Origin of the sequence: Cupriavidus metallidurans CH34 (assembly GCF_000196015.1) — a bacterium.
GTDB lineage: Bacteria > Pseudomonadota > Gammaproteobacteria > Burkholderiales > Burkholderiaceae > Cupriavidus > Cupriavidus metallidurans.
The window spans coordinates 1,430,178-1,448,187 of record NC_007973.1 but is presented as its reverse complement, the minus strand read 5'-3'; the positions used below and the strand labels follow the sequence as shown (position 1 = coordinate 1,448,187).

The following is an 18,010-nucleotide window of genomic DNA, read 5'->3' as shown; positions in this document are numbered from 1 at the left end:
GTGCCGGTCAAAGACCGTTTTCAGCAGAATGGTCGAGCAAAAAGAAAGAATTAGTGTGACGGCGAGCCGAAGAAAAGCGCCGCAAGCGAAGGCGCATCGCGGCGTGTCGGACAAGAATATGAAGCCGATGCGGCGCGTCACCGACGATCAGAACTTGGGCGATTGTTTCGGTGGCGTGTACGGAGTATCACGGTCGCCATAGAACCGTTTGCGCGTGGCTTCGGCGACCCGATCGCATATCGTATCGCCCAACTTGGGGCGGTCGGTCTTGCATTGCAGACGCAGTTCTTTGAGGTGCTCTGGGTTAGCCGCCAGTTCTTCTACTGTCGGAATCCTTGCCTTTGAATTGGTGGCGTTCAGAGGTGTCTCGGACTGACCGCAGGCGGTCAAGGCAGCCACCAGCAAGAACGGAATGATCTTCTTCATGGCATCAGTTCCTCCGGGTGATCGGGATTGCGGCCTCGTGCGGGTCTGGGAGTTTCTGGCAGATCGATGGCCTTTACGCGCTCAATGAACCGCGCCAGTTCATCGGACGGATCACTGTCAAGACGAAGCAAATAGGTCGTCAGCGGTGGCACGCGTGACGCCAAAGGTCGTGCCACCACACCTGATTCACGACTGGCGGCAATGTGAGCTGCACCCGCCAACCCAAGTGCGAAGCCCGCTGACACCAACGCCATCATCAAATCGCTTGTGGCAACTCGCTCCGCGACCAGCGGCTCCATGTCCACTCGGCGAAGCACCCGCTCAACATGCTTCGCGAGGCCTTCACAGACTTGCGGATCGCACAGTACCAATGGGTAGCGCAGTAACTCATCCAAGGGGATGCGCTTGTGGATCAGCAGCGGATGCCGGGCGGGCACCGCCACCATCAACGCATCGCTCCAGGCGGGCAAAGCGACGATGCCGTCGCCCACTTCATCGGATTGGGCAAATCCCACGTCGTACAGGTCATCATGCAGCCCTTTGATCTGCTGCGACAGCGGCACCTCGAAGAAGCGAATTTCGACCTCGGGCTCCTCTTGTCGGCATAGCGCCAGCAAGGCCGGTAAGCGCGAAGGCGTGATGCCATCCGACAAGGCCACACGCAATTGCCCGTGGAAACCATTGGCGACCGCTTTCACGCTGTCACGCGCCTGCTGCAAGGCAGTAAAGATGCGTGGCACGTGTTCCAGGAAGAGCTGGCCCGCGCGGGTGAGGCGGGTACTGCGGGTGGTGCGTTCGAATAATTGCACACCCAAGTCCTCCTCCAATTCCTTGATGGCCCGCGACAATGGCGACTGCTCGATATGTAGCCGCTCGGCGGCGCGCGCGAAGTGGAGTTCTTCCGCGACAGCGATGAAGCATCGAAGGTGGCGCAACTCCACTGTGCCCTTCCTATTCAAGCCGCCGTATAACCGCCATCTACCACCATGGCGCTGCCGCACATGAAGCTGGCACCTTCGGACAGCAGGAAGCAGGCTGCGTGGGCGATCTCCTCGGGCCGGCCCAGGCGCCCGATGGCGTGCAGCCCCTTCAGCGCTGCCAGTGTGGCCTCGTCGAGCGCCTTGAGCAGCGGAGTTTCGATATAGCCCGGATGGAGCGAGTTGATGCGGACGCCCTGTGCCGAATAGGCCAACGCCGCCGAGCGCGTGAGACCTGTCACCCCGTGCTTGGCCGCGACGTAGGCCGGTGCGTCCGCGCTGCCGACTAATCCCAGGACCGACGACATGTTGACGATGGCGCCGCCGCCGGCGGCCAGGATGGCCGGGATCTGCGCGCGCATGGCATGCTGCACACCCGAGAGGTTGGTATCGATGACACGTTGCCATTCCTCGGCCGCCAGTTCGCCTGCAGGCTTGAGTTCTCCGGCAATGCCAGCGTTGTTGAAAGCCAGGTGCAGAGAACCGAAATGCTTGAGTGCGCACTGCACCGCCGCACCGGCGTCCTCGGGTTTGGCCGCATTGCCCTCGTGTGCCACGGCGCGGCCGCCGGCGGCGATGATGGCCTGTGTCACACGTCGGGCGGCCTCGAAGTCGATGTCGGAGGCAACCACCTGCACACCATTTATGGCGAGCAGGTGTGCCGTTGCCTCGCCGATACCCGAGCCGGCGCCACTGACCAGCGCGCTGTCACCTTTGAAGATGTATTTCATAGTGAATCGTCCTCCTTCGGGATTTGATTGATTCATAGTTCGGACGGTGACTCTCCGCGCTCAACTAGCACGAGTGCGATGGCACAGCACGCCAGAGCGCGTCGCAAAGATGCGCCGCCGCAGTGCGTACCGGCGCCATGGTTTTGAAATGGGCGACGAGGCGCTCGACACCGCTTTGAGCACCTGCGCGAGCGCCTCCACGGGCTGTTGATTCATGTGATCTCTTTTCTGCGCGACTGGCGCACCAGCATCACGGGAACAGGTGCGATACGCGCCACCTGTTCCGCATCGCTTCCCAGCAGCAGCCGGTCCACCCCACGGCGTCCATGGGTGCCCAGGATGACCAGGTCGCAATCGTTCTCCTTGGCCTGCCGGGCAATTTGCTCTGATACCCGCTCTGCAGTGCTTTCAAGCAGTACTGTCTCTGTTGCAATTCCGTCCTGACGCAGCCGGTTTGCGGCCTCGTCCAACAAGGCATGCCCGGCTGCCAGGAAGTGAGGGCGGACGTCCTCGATGTAGACCTTGGGGCGCTCGAAACCCGTGCTGTGCCGGGTCGGCTCGATGACATGCAGCAGGACCACGGTGGCGCCGTTCAGGCGTGCCATGTCCGCCGCATGATCGAGGGCCAGAAGGGATGTGGGACTGCCATCAAGCGGCACCAGAAATCGTGAATACATGGAACTCCTCCAAGAGCTGCGGATTGCCGCGTCGGAAGTCAGCCGCTCGCGCAGTGGGCTCAAGACATGTGCTGACCGCCGTTCATCGCCACGTTGCTGCCGGTCATGAAGGCGGCGGCTTCGCTGGCGATGAAGGCGACAAGAGCTGCAATCTCGGCCGGCTGGCCGAGACGGCCAACCGGAATCGCATCGATGATCTTCTGGCGCATGTCCTCTCGCACCGCCATCACCATCTCGGTGGCCAGATAGCCCGGCGAGACGGTGTTGACCGTCACGCCCTTGCGCGCCACCTCCTGTGCGAGCGCCTTGGTGAATCCATGTACCCCGGCCTTGGCCGCCGAATAATTGGTCTGCCCGAACTGGCCCTTGCTGCCGTTGATCGAAGAGATGTTGACGATGCGGCCCCAGCCGCGCTCGGCCATCGGGTCGATGAACGGCTTGGTGACGTTGAACATGGAGTCCAGGTTGGTGCGCAGTACGGCATCCCAACCGGCCTTGTCGAGCTTGCGCAGCGTTGCATCGCGGGTGATGCCGGCGTTGTTCACCAGGATGTCGATCCGATGACCGTCGGCGTGGATGCGCCGCGCCAGTTCCTGCGTTGATTCGTAGTCCGATACATCCACCCCGTAGGCGGCAAATGAGTAGCCCTGTGTCGCTTGCGCTTGCTGCCACTGGCCAATCGTGGTGTTGCCGGGGGTATGCGTGACGATCACGCGGTGGCCGGCATCGTGCAGGGCACGGGCGATCGCAGCGCCCAACCCCCGGTTGCCTCCCGTCACGAGCGCCGTCCGTTGCGTCGTATTCATTGCCGTCCCCTCATTTCTTGGTCTTGCCCTGGGGTACGGCGCTTGGGGCGGTCCAGGGCTGCGCCAAGCGCTGGCAAAGCTGCGTGAAAGAGGCTGCGTCGCCACTGGCGCCGAATGCCTCGGAGACAGATTCCTGCCAAGTCGTGAGCGCTTGGCGCAGACCATTGGCAAAGGCCGCCTGGCTTTGGGCTGCTACTTGCCCGACCGCTTGGGCATCGCCCATGCGGCCTTGGCACAGGCGCCAGAACACCTCGGACGGCAAGGTCGCGAGCGCCTGCCAGTCGGCTGCCTGTTGGAGGCCCTGGATGCGCGAGGTGGTCTCCAGCACGCCGCCAGCGCTGAGCTGTTGCATGGCTTAACAGAACCGACAGGGGCTCTGTCAATTTGATGACGACGGCAGGGAAACGGTGACCGTGATAAAGCGATTTCGTTTTCTTCACCACTTCATTCTACCGCTGCCTCGCCATCAAATTGACAGAGCCTTGCTGGGGTGTGCATTTCAGAAATTTCTGATCTAAGCGACCTGCGCCCCTTTCCTAGTTCGCGAATTTTATGACAGCACCCCAGAGATTTTTCGATGTGCGATTGCACAATGAGCTTGACCTCGTTCGCTGGCACCTCCGTAGATACCCTGTGTTGTATCGATTCTGTGTGACGGTTGTGCTGACCTGCGTCCTTCGGTTTGTGCCTGGCAGAAGGCGGCGCCCAAACGCAGGAAGCATCTGGCCGTTTAACGCAGGATGCTTGGGCCGAATTGCGACAGATGACGATCCCGCAGCAGCTCACCTGTAAATGCATTGCTGCAAAGCAGCAATAAAGGCTCATTTCTGCCGATGGGACGCGACTTGCTTTGAGATATCAAAACACAGAATCGGAGACACAGGCGATGCACAAGCAAGCAGCCCTTGAGGCGGAACCCAGGTTCGATCCGAACCTCAGGTTTGTCAGCGTTACCGCCATCAACACACAGGGATTCGTCCAGTTCGAATTTTCAGTCGGCACCCCCGAGCTCTGTGTCGAGCTCATGCTGCCTATTGCTGCGTTCGAAGAATTTTGCCTCGCGCAGAAGGTGACGCGATTGGATGCCTTCGGCGAGATTGTGCGGCATTGATTTTCTTGTGAGCAGCGCCGAGCAGCCTGATGAAGCGCGCCTAGTCTGATCGCATCCCATCCCGGTTCACAACCACAGGAGCAGTTAATGACCATCGATTTGAAGACGCGGGAAATCAAACCACTGCGTCACACCTACACGCACGTGGCTCAATACATCGGAGCCGATAAAGCCGCTTCGCGCTATCAGGAAGGCACTGTAGGTGCTCAACCGGCAGCGAATTTTCATTACCGGCCCACGTGGGATCCCGAGCATGAACTGTTCGACACGTCGCGCACCGCGATCCAAATGAAGGACTGGTATGCGCTGAAAGACCCGCGTCAGTTCTACTACGCGTCGTGGACGATGACCCGAGCGCGGCAGCAAGACGCGATGGAATCCAACTTCGAGTTTGTCGAGTCGCGCGGCATGATCGATCTCGTTTCCGATGAGGTTCGACAACAGGCGCTTTCCGTTCTCGTGCCTTTGCGCCACGCGGCCTGGGGCGCGAACATGAACAACTCCCAGATCTGTGCCTTGGGTTATGGCACGACCTTCACTGCGCCGGCTATGTTCCACGCAATGGACAATCTGGGTGTAGCGCAGTATCTCACACGACTGGCGCTGGTAATGTCCGGGCCCGATCTTCTTGACGAAGCCAAGCAAGCCTGGATGACGAGTCCCGATTGGCAACCGTTGCGTCGTTATGTGGAAAACACTCTGGTGCTGCAAGACCCGGTGGAACTGTTCGTCGCCCAAAATCTGGCGCTCGACGGTCTTCTTTATCCCATGATCTACGGCGCTTTCGTCGACGATTACATCGCACTCAACGGTGGTAGCGCAGTGGCAATGCTAACCACTTTCATGCCCGCGTGGCATGACGAATCCAGTCGCTGGGTCGATGCGGTAGTGAAGACCATGGCGACGGAATCGGAGGATAACAAAGCGCTGCTCATTCACTGGTTGCGTACCTGGGAAGATCAGGCGGCGTCAGCGTTGTTGCCTGTCGCTGAAATGGCTTTGGCGGAAAACGGCCACGACGCCTTGGAAGAAGTAAGGCAGCGACTTCGTGCCCGCGTTGCGAAGGCCGGGATTGTTCTGTAACCGCTAATTTATATTCCTGACCGTCATAGAGGAATGTTCATGTCTAACGTATTTATCGCGTTTCAGGCTAACGAGGAGTCTCGATCGGTGGTGGAGGCGATTCTCGCTGATAACCCTAATGCGGTCGCCACAGAGTCGCCTGGCATGGTGAAGATCGATGCGCCCGGGCATCTCACAATAAACCGTCGAAGCATCGAAGACAGGATCGGCATGAAGTTCGATCTCCAGCAAATCCACATCAACCTAATCACCTTGTCCGGATATATCGACGAGGATGACGAACAGTTCACGCTGAGCTGGAAACACTGAACACGGCAAAGAGGAAATTGAAATGGACACTTCTGTGCAGAAGAAGAAACTCGGTTTAAAGGATCGCTACGCAGCGATGACCCGCGGTCTTGGCTGGCAGACCAGCTACCAGCCGATGGAAAAAGTGTTTCCGTACGACAAGTACGAAAGCATAAAGATCCACGATTGGGATAAATGGGAAGACCCCTTCCGCCTGACCATGGACGCCTACTGGAAATATCAGGGCGAGAAGGAAAAAAAGCTTTACGCCGTCATCGACGCTTTCGCGCAGAACAACGGGCAGTTGAGCATTTCCGACGCGCGCTATGTCAACGCACTCAAGGTGTTTATCCAGGGTGTGACACCGCTGGAGTATATGGCACACCGAGGTTTTGCCCACGTTGGTCGGCATTTTACGGGTGAAGGGGCGCGTGTTGCTTGCCAGATGCAGTCCATCGACGAGCTGCGTCACTTCCAGACCGAAATGCATGCTCTCTCGCACTACAACAAGTATTTTAACGGCCTGCACAACTCCATCCATTGGTACGACCGGGTCTGGTATTTGTCGGTGCCCAAGTCATTTTTTGAAGACGCGGCCACCGGTGGACCGTTCGAGTTTCTTACCGCGGTGAGCTTTTCGTTCGAATATGTGTTGACCAACCTGCTGTTTGTCCCCTTCATGTCGGGTGCTGCTTACAACGGGGACATGTCGACGGTCACCTTCGGTTTTTCGGCGCAAAGTGACGAATCGCGCCACATGACACTCGGCATCGAATGCATCAAGTTCATGCTGGAACAGGATCCGGACAACGTGCCCATCGTGCAGCGCTGGATCGACAAGTGGTTCTGGCGCGGCTATCGGCTGTTGAGCATCGTGGCCATGATGCAGGACTACATGCTGCCCAACCGGGTGATGAGCTGGCGCGAGAGCTGGGAGATGTACGTCGAGCAGAACGGCGGCGCGCTGTTCAAGGATCTGGCGCGTTACGGCATCCGCAAGCCCAAGGGCTGGGACCAGGCTTGCGAAGGCAAGGACCACATCAGCCATCAGACCTTCGCCGTGTTCTATAACTATAACGCCGCGGCCCCCATCCACACCTGGGTTCCCACAGAAGAAGAAATGGGGTGGCTGTCGGAGAAGTACCCCGAGACGTTCGACAAGTATTACCGTCCGCGTTGGGACTACTGGCGCGAGCAGGCCGCCAAGGGCAACCGTTTCTACAACAAGACGCTGCCGATGCTCTGCACTACCTGCCAGATTCCGATGATATTCACCGAGCCTGGCGACGCAACCAAGATCTGCTATCGCGAGTCGGACTACCTCGGCGACAAGTATCACTTCTGCAGCGACCACTGCAAGGAGATTTTTGACAACGAACCCGAGAAGTTCGTGCAGTCATGGCTTCCGCCGCAGCAAGTGTATCAAGGAAACTGTTTCAAGCCGGATGCCGATCCGACCAAGGAAGGTTTCGATCCCTTGATGGCCTTGCTCGACTACTACAACCTGAATGTAGGCCGGGACAACTTCGATTTCGAGGGGTCGGAAGACCAAAAGAACTTTGCTGCCTGGCGTGGAGAGGTCTTGCAAGGAGAAGCCAAATGAGCGTTGTTGCCCTCAAACCCTACAAGTTCCCGGCACGAGACGCGCGCGAAAACTTTCCGGCGCCGTTGCTGTTTATCGGCTGGGAAGACCATCTGTTGTTTGCGGCACCTGTTGCCTTGCCCCTGCCGTCGGACACGTTGTTCGGTGCGCTGTGCACCCAGGTGTTGCCCGGCACTTATGGCTATCACCCCGATTTCTCAAAAATCGACTGGAGCCAGGTGCAGTGGTTTAAGTCCGGCCAGCCGTGGCATCCCGACCCAGCGAAGTCGCTGGCTGAAAACGGTCTGACGCACAAAGACGTGATCCGCTTTCGCACGCCTGGCTTGAACGGTCTGAGCGGTTCCTGCAATTGAGATTGCGTCATGGCAGCGCAATCACACTGCAGCCGAAGTTACAGGCCGCGGTGTGATTGGCCTCCGGCGATTTGAACAATGACCTACCAACTCAACATTCAGCCCCTGGGTGCCACCATTGAGGTGGAGGAAGGGCAAACTATACTCGACGCGGCCTTGCGCCAAGGCATTTACATTCCGCACGCGTGTGGTCACGGGCTATGTGGAACCTGCAAGGTGCAGGTGTGTGACGGAGAAGTCGATCTCGGCGATGCGAATCTCTTCGCGCTGATGGACTTCGAGCGCGAGGAGCGCAAGGCGTTGGCCTGCTGTGCCACCTTGCTCGATGACACGACCATCGAGGCCGACATCGAGGAAGACCCGGACGCCGAAGTCATCCCGGTCGAGGATTTCAATGCCGAGGTGACACGCATCGAGCAACTCACACCGACGATCAAAGCCGTCTTCCTGAGACTCGATCAACCGATTCATTTTCAGGCGGGTCAGTACGTGCAACTTGAAATTCCCGAGTTGCGCCAGACACGGGCGTTTTCCATCGCCAATTCACCTGCGGACGTCGCAGCAACGGGAGAGATCGAGCTCAATATTCGCCGGGTTCCGGGAGGACAGGGCACGGGTTACATCCATGAACAACTGGCGGTGGGGAACATTCTGCACGTGACGGGTCCCTATGGCCGGTTTTTCGTGCGCAGGTCAGCCGACCAGCCCATGGTTTTCATGGCAGGTGGTTCAGGCCTGTCGAGCCCTCGGTCGATGATTCTCGACTTGTTGCAAAGCGGATGGAGCAAGCCTATCACTCTGGTCTATGGCCAGCGCAATGAGGCAGAACTGTATTACGACGACGAGTTCCGCGAGCTCAGCCAGCGGTATTCGAACTTCAGCTACGTGCCGGCGCTATCGGAAAAAGCAGAAGGTGCGACGCATCCCTTGGCGCAGGGTTTCGTTCACGAGGTCGCCAAGGCTCATTTCCAGAACAACTTTTCCGGCCACCAAGCCTATTTGTGCGGGCCGCCGGCGATGATCGACGCCTGCGTCACGACCCTGATCCAGGGCCGGTTGTTCGAACGCGACATCTATTTTGAGAAGTTCATTTCCGCAGCCGACGCCCAACAAGTACGCAGTCCGCTTTTCAAGAGGGTGTGATCGTGACTACTCAGGACGGGAAGGTCTACGTGACCGTCAAGCAGACCGGCGAGCGTTTCAGCTGCGCTCTCGGTGAGTCTCTGCTTGCCGGCATGGCACGCCTTGGGCGTCGCGGCATACCAGTTGGTTGCCTTAGCGGCGGGTGCGGGGTGTGTAAGGTCGCAGTGTGCAGAGGCAGCGTGCGCAAAACAGGAGCAATGAGCCGTGCGCACATTTCCGAGGCGGAAGAAGCGCAAGGTGTGGTGCTGGCGTGCCGGGTGGCGCCCACTGATGATGTAGAACTGGAGGTGGTCGGCAAGATGCAAAAGCCCTTTTTCAAAGGGTTGAGCTTTCAGGTAGCCCAAGATTCAACGAAATAAGCCGAAGGAGATAGACCATGGGTGTGATGCGAATCGGCCATGCCAGTCTGAAAGTGATGGACATGGCGTTGGCAATCAAGCACTACGAAAACGTCCTGGGAATGAAAAGGACGATGGAGGACGAACATGGAAACGTGTACCTCAAGTGCTGGGACGAATGGGACAAGTACTCCGTTATTCTGACGCCGTCCGATCAAGCAGGGCTCAACCATGTCGCCTACAAGGTTGAGCACGACGCCGACCTAGACGCGCTGCAAAAGCGTATCGAAGCCTATGGCTTCAAGACACAAATGCTCCCCGAAGGTACCCTTCCTTCGACCGGTCGTATGCTGCAGTTCAACCTGCCGAGCGGACATGAGATGCGTCTGTTTGCGACGAAGGAATATGTGGGCACCGGAGTCGGAACGACCAATCCTGACCCGTGGCCCGATGACGTCAAGGGGGCAGGCGCCCATTGGCTGGATCACTGCCTATTGATGTGTGAACTCAATCCGGAGACGGGCGTGAATCGGGTGGCGGAAAATACCCGGTTCATGAAGGAATGCCTGGACTTTTATCTGGCTGAGCAAGTTATGGTAGGTCCGGATAGTAGCATTCAGGCTGCAACGTGGATGTTCCGCACGTCCACGCCGCACGACATCGCTTTCGTAGGTGGGCCTCGCAATGGCTTGCACCACATTGCCTTCTTCCTCGACTCGTGGCATGACGTACTGAAATCGGCTGACGTCATGGCCAAGAACAAGGTCAAGATCGACGTGGCGCCGACTCGCCATGGGATTACCCGCGGGGAGACGATCTATTTCTTCGATCCAAGTGGGAATCGCAACGAGACCTTTGCCGGCCTGGGCTACCTCGCTCAACCTGATCGGCCTGTGACGACCTGGACGGAAGAGCATCTCGGCAGCGGCATCTTCTATCACACCGGTGAGTTGGTCCAGTCATTCACCGAGGTTTACACCTGACTGCCACGCAGGAGATAGCACATGACTCAGGCTGACTCACTTCATAGCGTCGAGGCGCGGCTGATCAACTGGCCTGCGGCTAACCGCGTCGTCGAGGCAGCTGCGCTGCACGCGCAGCGCCTCGGCGTATGCGTGAACATCGCGGTGGTCGATGTGGCGGGGAATCTTGCCGCGTTTCTGCGCATGCCTGGAGCGCCGTTGCACTCCATCGAGATCGCCATCGACAAGGCATACACGGCAGCCAGTTTCGGCTTACCGACCAGTCGGTGGAGTGAGGCCTTGCTGAGTCATTCCGAAGCGGTCCGCCAAGGCATCGTGCGAAGGCCCCGCTTCATCGCCTTCGGCGGTGGTTTGCCGATTGTTGAAAGTGGCCATCGCATCGGGGGTATTGGCGTGTCTGGCGGTACCGAAGAGCAGGACGAGCACTGTGCGCAAGCCGGATTGAGCCTGCTAGGTCTAACTCAAACCTGAATCTTTCCGGAAAGTCGACTGCCGCCGCGACCACATTTGCCTAACAAGGAAGTTTACTGAAACATCATGCTGATTACCGATCCCCAAGCGACCGCGAGCACTGGAAACCAGTCCGGCGCTCGTGCTAAAGAAATCCACAACTTCATCAACGGCGAATATGTGCCGGGTCAGCGTTGGTTCGAGAAGCGCTCGCCGTTGAACAACGCGGTCATTGCCAAGGTGGCCGAAGCCGGCCGTGCCGAAGTCGACGCGGCGGTGGCTGCGGCGCAGGCCGCGCTCAAGGGAGCGTGGGGGCGCATGAGCTTGGCCCAGCGCGTGGAAGTGCTGTACGCGGTGGCCGACGGCATCAACCGTCGTTTTGACGACTTCCTGGCCGCTGAGGTAGAGGACACGGGCAAGCCTATGAGCCTGGCGCGGCATGTGGACATTCCGCGTGGGGCGGCCAATTTCAAGATCTTCGCCGACGTGGTGAAGAACGTGCCCACTGAGTTTTTTGAAATGCCTACACCGGATGGTGTCGGGGCGATCAACTACGCCATGCGTCGACCGGTCGGGGTGGTCGGGGTGATCTGTCCATGGAACCTGCCACTGCTGCTGATGACCTGGAAAGTCGGCCCAGCGCTGGCCTGTGGCAACACCGTTGTGGTCAAGCCCTCCGAAGAGACGCCGCAGACCGCTGCATTGCTGGGCGAGGTGATGAACGCGGCGGGCGTGCCGCGAGGGGTCTACAACGTCGTGCACGGCTTCGGCCCCAACTCCACCGGCGAATTCCTCACCACCCACCGCGGCATCAACGCCATCACCTTCACCGGTGAAACCCGCACGGGTGCGGCCATCATGAAGGCCGCGGCTGACGGTGCGCGCCCCGTGAGTCTGGAGATGGGCGGCAAGAACGCTGCCATCGTGTTTGCCGACTGCGACTTCGACGCCGCCATTGAAGGCACGCTGCGCTCGTGCTTCGCCAACTGTGGCCAGGTCTGCCTGGGTACCGAGCGGGTATATGTCGAGCGCCCCATCTTTGATCGTTTTGTCTCCGCGCTCAAAAAAGGCGCTGAAGGCATGCAGCTCGGCCGCCCGGAAGATCCGGCCACCGGCATGGGCCCGTTGATTTCGCAAGAGCATCGTGACAAGGTGCTGTCGTATTACAAGAAGGCGGTTGAAGCGGGCGCGACGGTGGTGGCGGGCGGCGGTGTACCCGATATGCCGGACGCGCTCAAAGGCGGCGCGTGGGTACAGCCCACCATCTGGACGGGCTTGGGCGACGACTCGGTAATTGCCCGCGAGGAGATCTTCGGCCCTTGCGTGCTGGTCATGCCATTCGACAGCGAAGAAGAGGTGATCCGCCGTGCCAACGATAACGACTACGGCCTGGCCACGGCGATCTGGACCACCAATCTGTCGCGTGCGCACCGCGTGGCGGGGGCCATCGAGGTCGGCATTGCGTGGGTGAACTCCTGGTTCCTGCGCGATTTGCGCACGCCGTTCGGCGGGGCCAAGCAGTCGGGTATCGGGCGCGAGGGCGGAGTCCACTCGCTGGAGTTCTACACGGAACTCAAAAACGTTTGCATCAAACTGTGATCATGGACAAAACTCAAATCACCCAGCTTGGCGACGCCCTGTATCAGGCACTGACCACGCGAACCGTGCTCGATCCGCTGACCGAGCGCCACCCCGATATGACGATCGAGGACGCCTATCACATTCAGCAGCGCATGATCGAGCGTCGTGTGCAGGCTGGTGAAACCATCATCGGCAAGAAGATCGGCGTCACGTCGGCGGCCGTGATGAACATGCTTGGCGTGTATCAGCCGGATTTCGGCTACATGCTCGACGGCATGATCTACAACGAAGGGCAGTCGATCGAGATCGGCACGCTGATTCAGCCCAAGGCCGAAGGCGAGATCGCGTTCATCCTCAAGAAAGACCTGATGGGGCCGGGGGTGACCAACGTGGACGTGCTGGCGGCGACCGAATGCGTGATGCCGTGCTTTGAAATTGTCGATTCGCGCATCCGCGACTGGAAGATCAAGATTCAGGACACCGTGGCGGACAACGCCTCCTGTGGCGTATTCGTGCTGGGTGATCACGCGGTCGATCCACGCAAGCTCGACCTGACGCTGTGCGGCATGGTGATGGAGCGTAATGGCGAGATTATCGCCACGGGCTGCGGCGCGGCGGCACTGGGCTCACCGGTCAACGCCGTGGCCTGGCTTGCCAACACGCTGGGGCGTCTGGGCATTGCACTCAAGGCGGGCGAGGTGATCTTGTCCGGCGCGCTGGCGGCGATGTTCCCGGCCAAGGCGGGCGACAGCTTCCGCGTCAGTATTGGTGGTCTGGGCGGTTGTTCGGTCCGGTTTCACTGAACGCGCCTGGCCAGGCACCACGCCCGGCCGTTGTCGGATGCCGTGCGTAAAAGTCATTTTTATAGGAAGGACAAGGTCATGAAAAAGATCAAATGTGCGCTGATCGGACCAGGCAATATCGGCACCGATCTGCTGGCCAAGCTCAAGCGCAGCTCGGTGCTGGAGCCGGTGTGGATGGTGGGCATCGACCCGGAATCGGAGGGGCTGAACCGAGCCCGTGAGCTCGGCATCAAAACCACGGCGGAAGGTGTCGACGGGCTGCTGCCGCATGTGCTGGCCGATGGTGTGCAGATCGCGTTTGATGCCACCAGTGCATATGTTCACGCGGAAAACGCGCGCAAGCTTAACGCGCTGGGCGTGATGATGATCGATCTGACGCCGGCGGCAATTGGCCCGTACTGCGTACCGCCGGTCAATTTGAAAGAGCACCTGGGCAAACGCGAGATGAATGTAAACATGGTCACCTGTGGCGGGCAGGCCACCATTCCGATGGTCGCTGCGGTCTCGCGCGTGCAGCCGGTCGCTTACGGAGAAATCGTCGCGACCGTATCGAGCCGATCGGTGGGGCCCGGCACGCGCAAAAACATTGACGAATTCACGCGGACCACGGCCGGCGCGGTGGAAAAGGTGGGGGGCGCGAGGAAGGGCAAAGCCATCATCATCATCAACCCGGCGGAGCCTCCGCTGATGATGCGCGACACGATTCATTGCCTGACCGAAACCGAGCCGGATCAGCAAAGGATTGCCGAGTCCATCCACGCCATGATCGAAGAGGTCCAGAAGTACGTGCCCGGTTACCGGCTGGTCAACGGCCCGGTGTTTGACGGCAAGCGTGTGACGGTCTTCATGGAGGTGGCGGGCCTGGGGGACTATCTGCCCACGTACGCCGGCAACCTGGACATCATGACCGCTGCCGCGGCCCGGACCGCCGAGATGTTTGCCGAAGAGATGATTGCCGGCAATCTCACGCTCGAACCGGTTGTCGCTTGAGCCGTCAAGGAGAACAGAGATGAACCTGCAAGGAAAAAAAATCACCGTCCACGACATGACGTTGCGTGACGGCATGCATCCGAAGCGCCATATGATGACGCTGGAGCAAATGAAAAGCATCGCCTGCGGCCTGGACGCAGCCGGGGTCCCCCTGATTGAAGTCACGCACGGCGATGGCCTGGGCGGCTCGTCGGTCAACTATGGCTTTCCGGCCCACAGCGATGAAGAATATCTGGGGGCCGTGATCCCGCTCATGAAGCAGGCCAAGGTCTCGGCTTTACTGTTGCCGGGCATCGGCACAGTCGACCATCTGAAGATGGCCAAGGAGCTTGGCGTGCACACCATCCGGGTGGCTACGCACTGCACCGAGGCTGACGTGTCGGAGCAGCACATTGCCCTGGCGCGCAAGCTTGAGATGGACACGGTGGGCTTCCTGATGATGGCGCATATGAACAGTCCTGAAGGGCTGGTCGGGCAGGCAAAGCTGATGGAGTCGTACGGCGCCAACTGTGTTTACATTACCGATTCGGCTGGCTACATGCTGCCCGATGATGTCAGGGCCCGCCTTGGCGCGGTGCGTGAGGCGCTCAAGCCGGAGACGGAACTGGGCTTTCACGGCCACCACAACCTGGCGATGGGGATCGCCAACTCCATTGCGGCCGTTGAGTGTGGCGCCACCCGCATCGACGCCGCCTCGGCTGGTCTCGGTGCGGGTGCGGGCAACACGCCGATGGAGGTCCTGGTCGCCGTATGCGACCGAATGGGGATTCAGACCGGAGTGGATGTGTGGGCCATTCAGGACGTGGCCGAAGACCTGGTTGTGCCGATCATGGACTTCCCCATCCGGATCGACCGCGACTCGCTCACCCTGGGTTACGCCGGGGTCTACGGGTCGTTCCTGCTGTTTGCCAAGCGCGCCGAGCGAAAGTATGGCGTACCGGCGCGCGAGATCTTGGTCGAGCTTGGGCGCCGGGGCATGGTCGGTGGCCAGGAAGATATGATTGAAGACACGGCCATCACGCTGGCCAAAGCGCGTGCGTCAAAGGCGCAGAAGGTGGCGGCATGAAACTGGATCGCACCACCATTGCGCGCCTTGCAGAGCACCTCGAGAACTGCGAGCTCCACGCGCAAGACACGCTCAAGATCACCGATGAGCATCCCGAGATGGATTGGGATGACGCTTACGCGATCCAGGACGAGATTCGCCGCCGCAAGCTGGCCCGCGGCGGGAAGATCGTTGGGCTCAAAGCGGGGCTGACCTCGCACGCCAAAATGAAGCAGATGGGGGTTGAGAGCCCTGTCTTCGGCTTCATGGCCGACTATTACGCGATCCCCGATGGCGGCACGTGCAAGACCGAGGCGCTGATCCATCCCAAAGTCGAGCCGGAAATCGCCTTTGTTACTAAAGCGCCGTTGAAAGGCCCGGGCTGTCATATCGGAGCGGTGCTGGCGGCGACTGACTTCGTGATGCCGGGCATCGAAGTCATTGACTCGCGCTACCGCGATTTCAAGTTCGATCTCAAAAGTGTGGTAGCGGACAACACGTCGGCCGCACGCTTTGTTGTGGGTGGGCGCGCACTGCCAGTGTCTGAGGTGGATCTGCGCATCGTCGGCATCGTGCTGGAGAAAAACGGTGAGCCGGTTGCGTTCGGGGCGGGCGCCGCGGTGCTGGGCCACCCGGCCGCGGCGATTGCGATGCTGGCCAATCATCTGGGCGCGCGTGGCGAGGAGATTCCGGCGGGCAGTTTGATTCTGTCAGGGGGGATCACGGAGGCCATTGCCGTGCGAGCGGGGGATGCCATCGCCCTGCGGGTGCAGGGGATGGGCAGCACCGGTTTGCGCTTCGTTTAAAGGAGATAGCCATGCCGATTGCGCAGCTGTACATCATCGAAGGCCGCGATGCGGAAAAGAAGGAGCGGCTGATCGCCGAGGTCACCGAGGCGATCCATCGCGCGATTGATGCGCCGGTGGAGTCCATCCGCGTGCTCATTACCGAAATGCCGAAAGAACACTTTGGAATCGCGGGTCAAAGCGCCAGGAAACGAGGGCGTTAGGACGTTGTGTGTTTGGTGTGTTGAGGGCCAGTTGGCCTTAGAAATTATGGAGACTGAAAATGGCTTTGTTAAATCGGATGGACTGGTACGACCTTGCCAGGACGACTAACTGGTCGCCGAAGTACGTCACGGAGAGCGAGCTTTTTCCGCCCGAGCTCAGTGGAGATCACGGCATTCCCATGGAAAAGTGGGAGACCTACGACGAACCATACAAGCAGACTTACCCGGAATATGTCAAAGTCCAACGCGAGAAGGACGCTGGCGCGTACTCCGTGAAGGCTGCGCTCGAGCGCAGCCAGATCTATGAAAGATCTGATCCGGGTTGGCTTACGGTGATGAAGCAGCATTATGGTGCCATTGCCCTCGCCGAATATTCCGCCTCGAGCGCCGAAGCACGTATGATGCGCTTCTCCAAGGCACCGGGCATGCGCAATATGGCGACCCTGGGAAGTATGGACGAAATTCGTCACGGTCAGATCCAGCTCTACTTTCCTCATGAGCACGTCTCGAAAGACCGTCAGTTCGACTGGGCTGCCAAGGCCTTCCATACCAACGAATGGGCAGCGATTGCCGCACGTCATTTCTTCGATGACATCATGATGACGCGCGACGCGATCAGCGTCGCCATCATGCTGACCTTCAGCTTTGAAACCGGCTTCACCAACATGCAGTTTCTTGGGCTGGCGGCAGACGCTACGGAGGCCGGGGATCACACATTCTCCAGTCTGATCTCGAGTGTGCAGACCGACGAGTCGCGCCATGCACAGATCGGCAGTCCAACGCTCCAGATTCTGATCGAGAACGGCAAGAAAGCCGAGGCCCAGAAAAAGGTTGACATCGCTTTTTGGCGCGCGTGGAGGCTGTTTTCGGTGCTGACTGGGCCGGTGATGGACTACTACACCCCGCTCGAGCATCGCAAGCAGTCGTTCAAGGAGTTTATGCAGGAATGGATTGTTGCGCAGTTTGAACGCGCACTGAACGATCTGGGGCTCGACAAGCCTTGGTATTGGGACACGTTCCTGCAGCAGCTCGATCAGCAGCATCATGGCATGCATTTGGGCGTCTGGTATTGGCGTCCTACCGTCTGGTGGAACCCGGCAGCCGGCGTCACGCCCGCAGAACGGGATTGGCTGGAAGAAAAATACCCTGGCTGGAACGACACCTGGGGCCAGTGCTGGGATGTGATCATCGACAATCTGGTCGACGGGAACATCGCGCAAACGTACCCGGAGACGTTGCCGATCGTGTGCAACATGTGCAACCTGCCGATCAATTACACGCCGGGCAACGGGTGGGCCGTGCAGGATTATCCGCTCGAATACAACGGCAGGCTGTATCACTTCGGCTCGGAGCCGGATCGGTGGTGCTTTGAGCAGGAGCCGGAGCGTTATGCAGGCCATATGACTTTGGTGGACCGTTTCCTGGCTGGCTTGGTGCAGCCGATGGATCTGGGGGGCGCATTGGCTTACATGGGTCTGGCACCCGGCGAAATCGGTGATGACGCCCACGGCTACTCATGGGTGGACATTTACAAGAAGATGCGCATGAAGAAGGCAAGTTGAGCACTGCTGCCTGAAGAGCCGGTGGTATGACCACCGGCGCAACCACCAACC

The 18,010-nt window shown here is 59.4% G+C and carries 22 protein-coding genes; 16 read left to right on the top strand and 6 right to left on the bottom strand.

What is annotated here, in order from left to right; all coding sequences use genetic code 11:
- Positions 1-147: 147 nt before the first annotated feature.
- From RMET_RS06745 to RMET_RS06720, 6 genes are all read right to left on the bottom strand, one after another.
- Positions 148-426, bottom strand: coding sequence for an EexN family lipoprotein (locus RMET_RS06745; protein ID WP_011516102.1), 279 nt, complete (start codon positions 424-426; stop codon positions 148-150).
- On the bottom strand, positions 423-1,367 hold the full coding sequence (locus RMET_RS06740; protein WP_021159343.1) for a LysR family transcriptional regulator: 945 nt from the start codon (positions 1,365-1,367) through the stop codon (positions 423-425). The genes RMET_RS06745 and RMET_RS06740 overlap by 4 nt, the downstream gene beginning before the upstream one ends.
- 14 nt (positions 1,368-1,381) lie before the next feature.
- On the bottom strand, positions 1,382-2,134 hold the full coding sequence (locus tag RMET_RS06735) for an SDR family NAD(P)-dependent oxidoreductase (protein WP_021159342.1): 753 nt from the start codon (positions 2,132-2,134) through the stop codon (positions 1,382-1,384).
- 212 nt (positions 2,135-2,346) lie between these two features.
- Positions 2,347-2,811 (bottom strand): universal stress protein, encoded by a 465-nt coding sequence (locus tag RMET_RS06730; RefSeq protein ID WP_011516099.1) that lies wholly within the window; start codon positions 2,809-2,811, stop codon positions 2,347-2,349.
- Between the two features lie 59 nt (positions 2,812-2,870).
- A complete protein-coding gene (phbB, locus tag RMET_RS06725; protein WP_011516098.1) occupies positions 2,871-3,617 on the bottom strand; it encodes an acetoacetyl-CoA reductase in 747 nt (248 codons plus the stop codon).
- 10 nt (positions 3,618-3,627) lie between these two features.
- A complete protein-coding gene (locus RMET_RS06720) occupies positions 3,628-3,969 on the bottom strand; it encodes a hypothetical protein (RefSeq protein WP_035822233.1) in 342 nt (113 codons plus the stop codon).
- Positions 3,970-4,503: 534 nt separating this feature from the next.
- Here RMET_RS06720 and RMET_RS06715 point away from each other — a divergent pair.
- The 16 genes from RMET_RS06715 (at position 4,504) to RMET_RS06640 (ending at position 17,959) form a co-directional block, all read left to right on the top strand.
- Positions 4,504-4,728, top strand: a complete 225-nt coding sequence (locus RMET_RS06715; RefSeq protein WP_011516097.1) for a phenol hydroxylase subunit — start codon at positions 4,504-4,506, stop codon at positions 4,726-4,728.
- Between the two features lie 87 nt (positions 4,729-4,815).
- Positions 4,816-5,811 carry an aromatic/alkene monooxygenase hydroxylase subunit beta gene (locus RMET_RS06710; protein WP_011516096.1) on the top strand — a complete coding sequence of 332 codons (996 nt, stop codon included), beginning with the start codon at positions 4,816-4,818 and terminating at the stop codon, positions 5,809-5,811.
- 39 nt (positions 5,812-5,850) lie between these two features.
- Complete coding sequence (locus tag RMET_RS06705; RefSeq protein WP_011516095.1) at positions 5,851-6,120, top strand: MmoB/DmpM family protein; 270 nt, start codon at positions 5,851-5,853, stop codon at positions 6,118-6,120.
- A 22-nt stretch (positions 6,121-6,142) separates the two neighbouring features.
- Positions 6,143-7,702 (top strand): aromatic/alkene/methane monooxygenase hydroxylase/oxygenase subunit alpha, encoded by a 1,560-nt coding sequence (locus RMET_RS06700; protein WP_011516094.1) that lies wholly within the window; start codon positions 6,143-6,145, stop codon positions 7,700-7,702.
- Positions 7,699-8,055 carry a phenol hydroxylase subunit P4 gene (locus RMET_RS06695; RefSeq protein ID WP_011516093.1) on the top strand — a complete coding sequence of 119 codons (357 nt, stop codon included), beginning with the start codon at positions 7,699-7,701 and terminating at the stop codon, positions 8,053-8,055. Before RMET_RS06700 ends, RMET_RS06695 begins: the two co-directional genes overlap by 4 nt.
- Positions 8,056-8,133: 78 nt before the next feature.
- Entirely contained in the window at positions 8,134-9,198 is a 1,065-nt protein-coding gene (locus tag RMET_RS06690) for an NADH:ubiquinone reductase (Na(+)-transporting) subunit F (protein ID WP_011516092.1), read from the top strand.
- Between the two features lie 2 nt (positions 9,199-9,200).
- Positions 9,201-9,557: a 2Fe-2S iron-sulfur cluster-binding protein gene (locus RMET_RS06685; protein WP_011516091.1), complete on the top strand. Its 357-nt coding sequence runs from the start codon at positions 9,201-9,203 to the stop codon at positions 9,555-9,557.
- A 17-nt stretch (positions 9,558-9,574) separates the two neighbouring features.
- Positions 9,575-10,519 carry a catechol 2,3-dioxygenase gene (locus RMET_RS06680; protein ID WP_011516090.1) on the top strand — a complete coding sequence of 315 codons (945 nt, stop codon included), beginning with the start codon at positions 9,575-9,577 and terminating at the stop codon, positions 10,517-10,519.
- A gap of 21 nt (positions 10,520-10,540) precedes the next feature.
- A complete protein-coding gene (locus tag RMET_RS06675) occupies positions 10,541-10,990 on the top strand; it encodes a GlcG/HbpS family heme-binding protein (protein WP_011516089.1) in 450 nt (149 codons plus the stop codon).
- 66 nt (positions 10,991-11,056) lie between these two features.
- Positions 11,057-12,568 carry a 2-hydroxymuconic semialdehyde dehydrogenase gene (locus RMET_RS06670; protein ID WP_011516088.1) on the top strand — a complete coding sequence of 504 codons (1,512 nt, stop codon included), beginning with the start codon at positions 11,057-11,059 and terminating at the stop codon, positions 12,566-12,568.
- 2 nt (positions 12,569-12,570) lie between these two features.
- Positions 12,571-13,353, top strand: coding sequence for a 2-oxopent-4-enoate hydratase (gene dmpE, locus RMET_RS06665; protein ID WP_029310117.1), 783 nt, complete (start codon positions 12,571-12,573; stop codon positions 13,351-13,353).
- 78 nt (positions 13,354-13,431) lie between these two features.
- Complete coding sequence (locus RMET_RS06660; RefSeq protein WP_011516086.1) at positions 13,432-14,343, top strand: acetaldehyde dehydrogenase (acetylating); 912 nt, start codon at positions 13,432-13,434, stop codon at positions 14,341-14,343.
- 19 nt (positions 14,344-14,362) lie between these two features.
- On the top strand, positions 14,363-15,409 hold the full coding sequence (gene dmpG, locus RMET_RS06655) for a 4-hydroxy-2-oxovalerate aldolase (RefSeq protein WP_011516085.1): 1,047 nt from the start codon (positions 14,363-14,365) through the stop codon (positions 15,407-15,409).
- Positions 15,406-16,194, top strand: coding sequence for a 2-oxo-3-hexenedioate decarboxylase (dmpH, locus tag RMET_RS06650; protein WP_011516084.1), 789 nt, complete (start codon positions 15,406-15,408; stop codon positions 16,192-16,194). Before dmpG ends, dmpH begins: the two co-directional genes overlap by 4 nt.
- 11 nt (positions 16,195-16,205) lie before the next feature.
- Positions 16,206-16,397 carry a 2-hydroxymuconate tautomerase gene (locus RMET_RS06645; protein WP_011516083.1) on the top strand — a complete coding sequence of 64 codons (192 nt, stop codon included), beginning with the start codon at positions 16,206-16,208 and terminating at the stop codon, positions 16,395-16,397.
- Positions 16,398-16,456: 59 nt separating this feature from the next.
- A complete protein-coding gene (locus RMET_RS06640; RefSeq protein ID WP_011516082.1) occupies positions 16,457-17,959 on the top strand; it encodes an aromatic/alkene/methane monooxygenase hydroxylase/oxygenase subunit alpha in 1,503 nt (500 codons plus the stop codon).
- Positions 17,960-18,010: the final 51 nt, after the last annotated feature.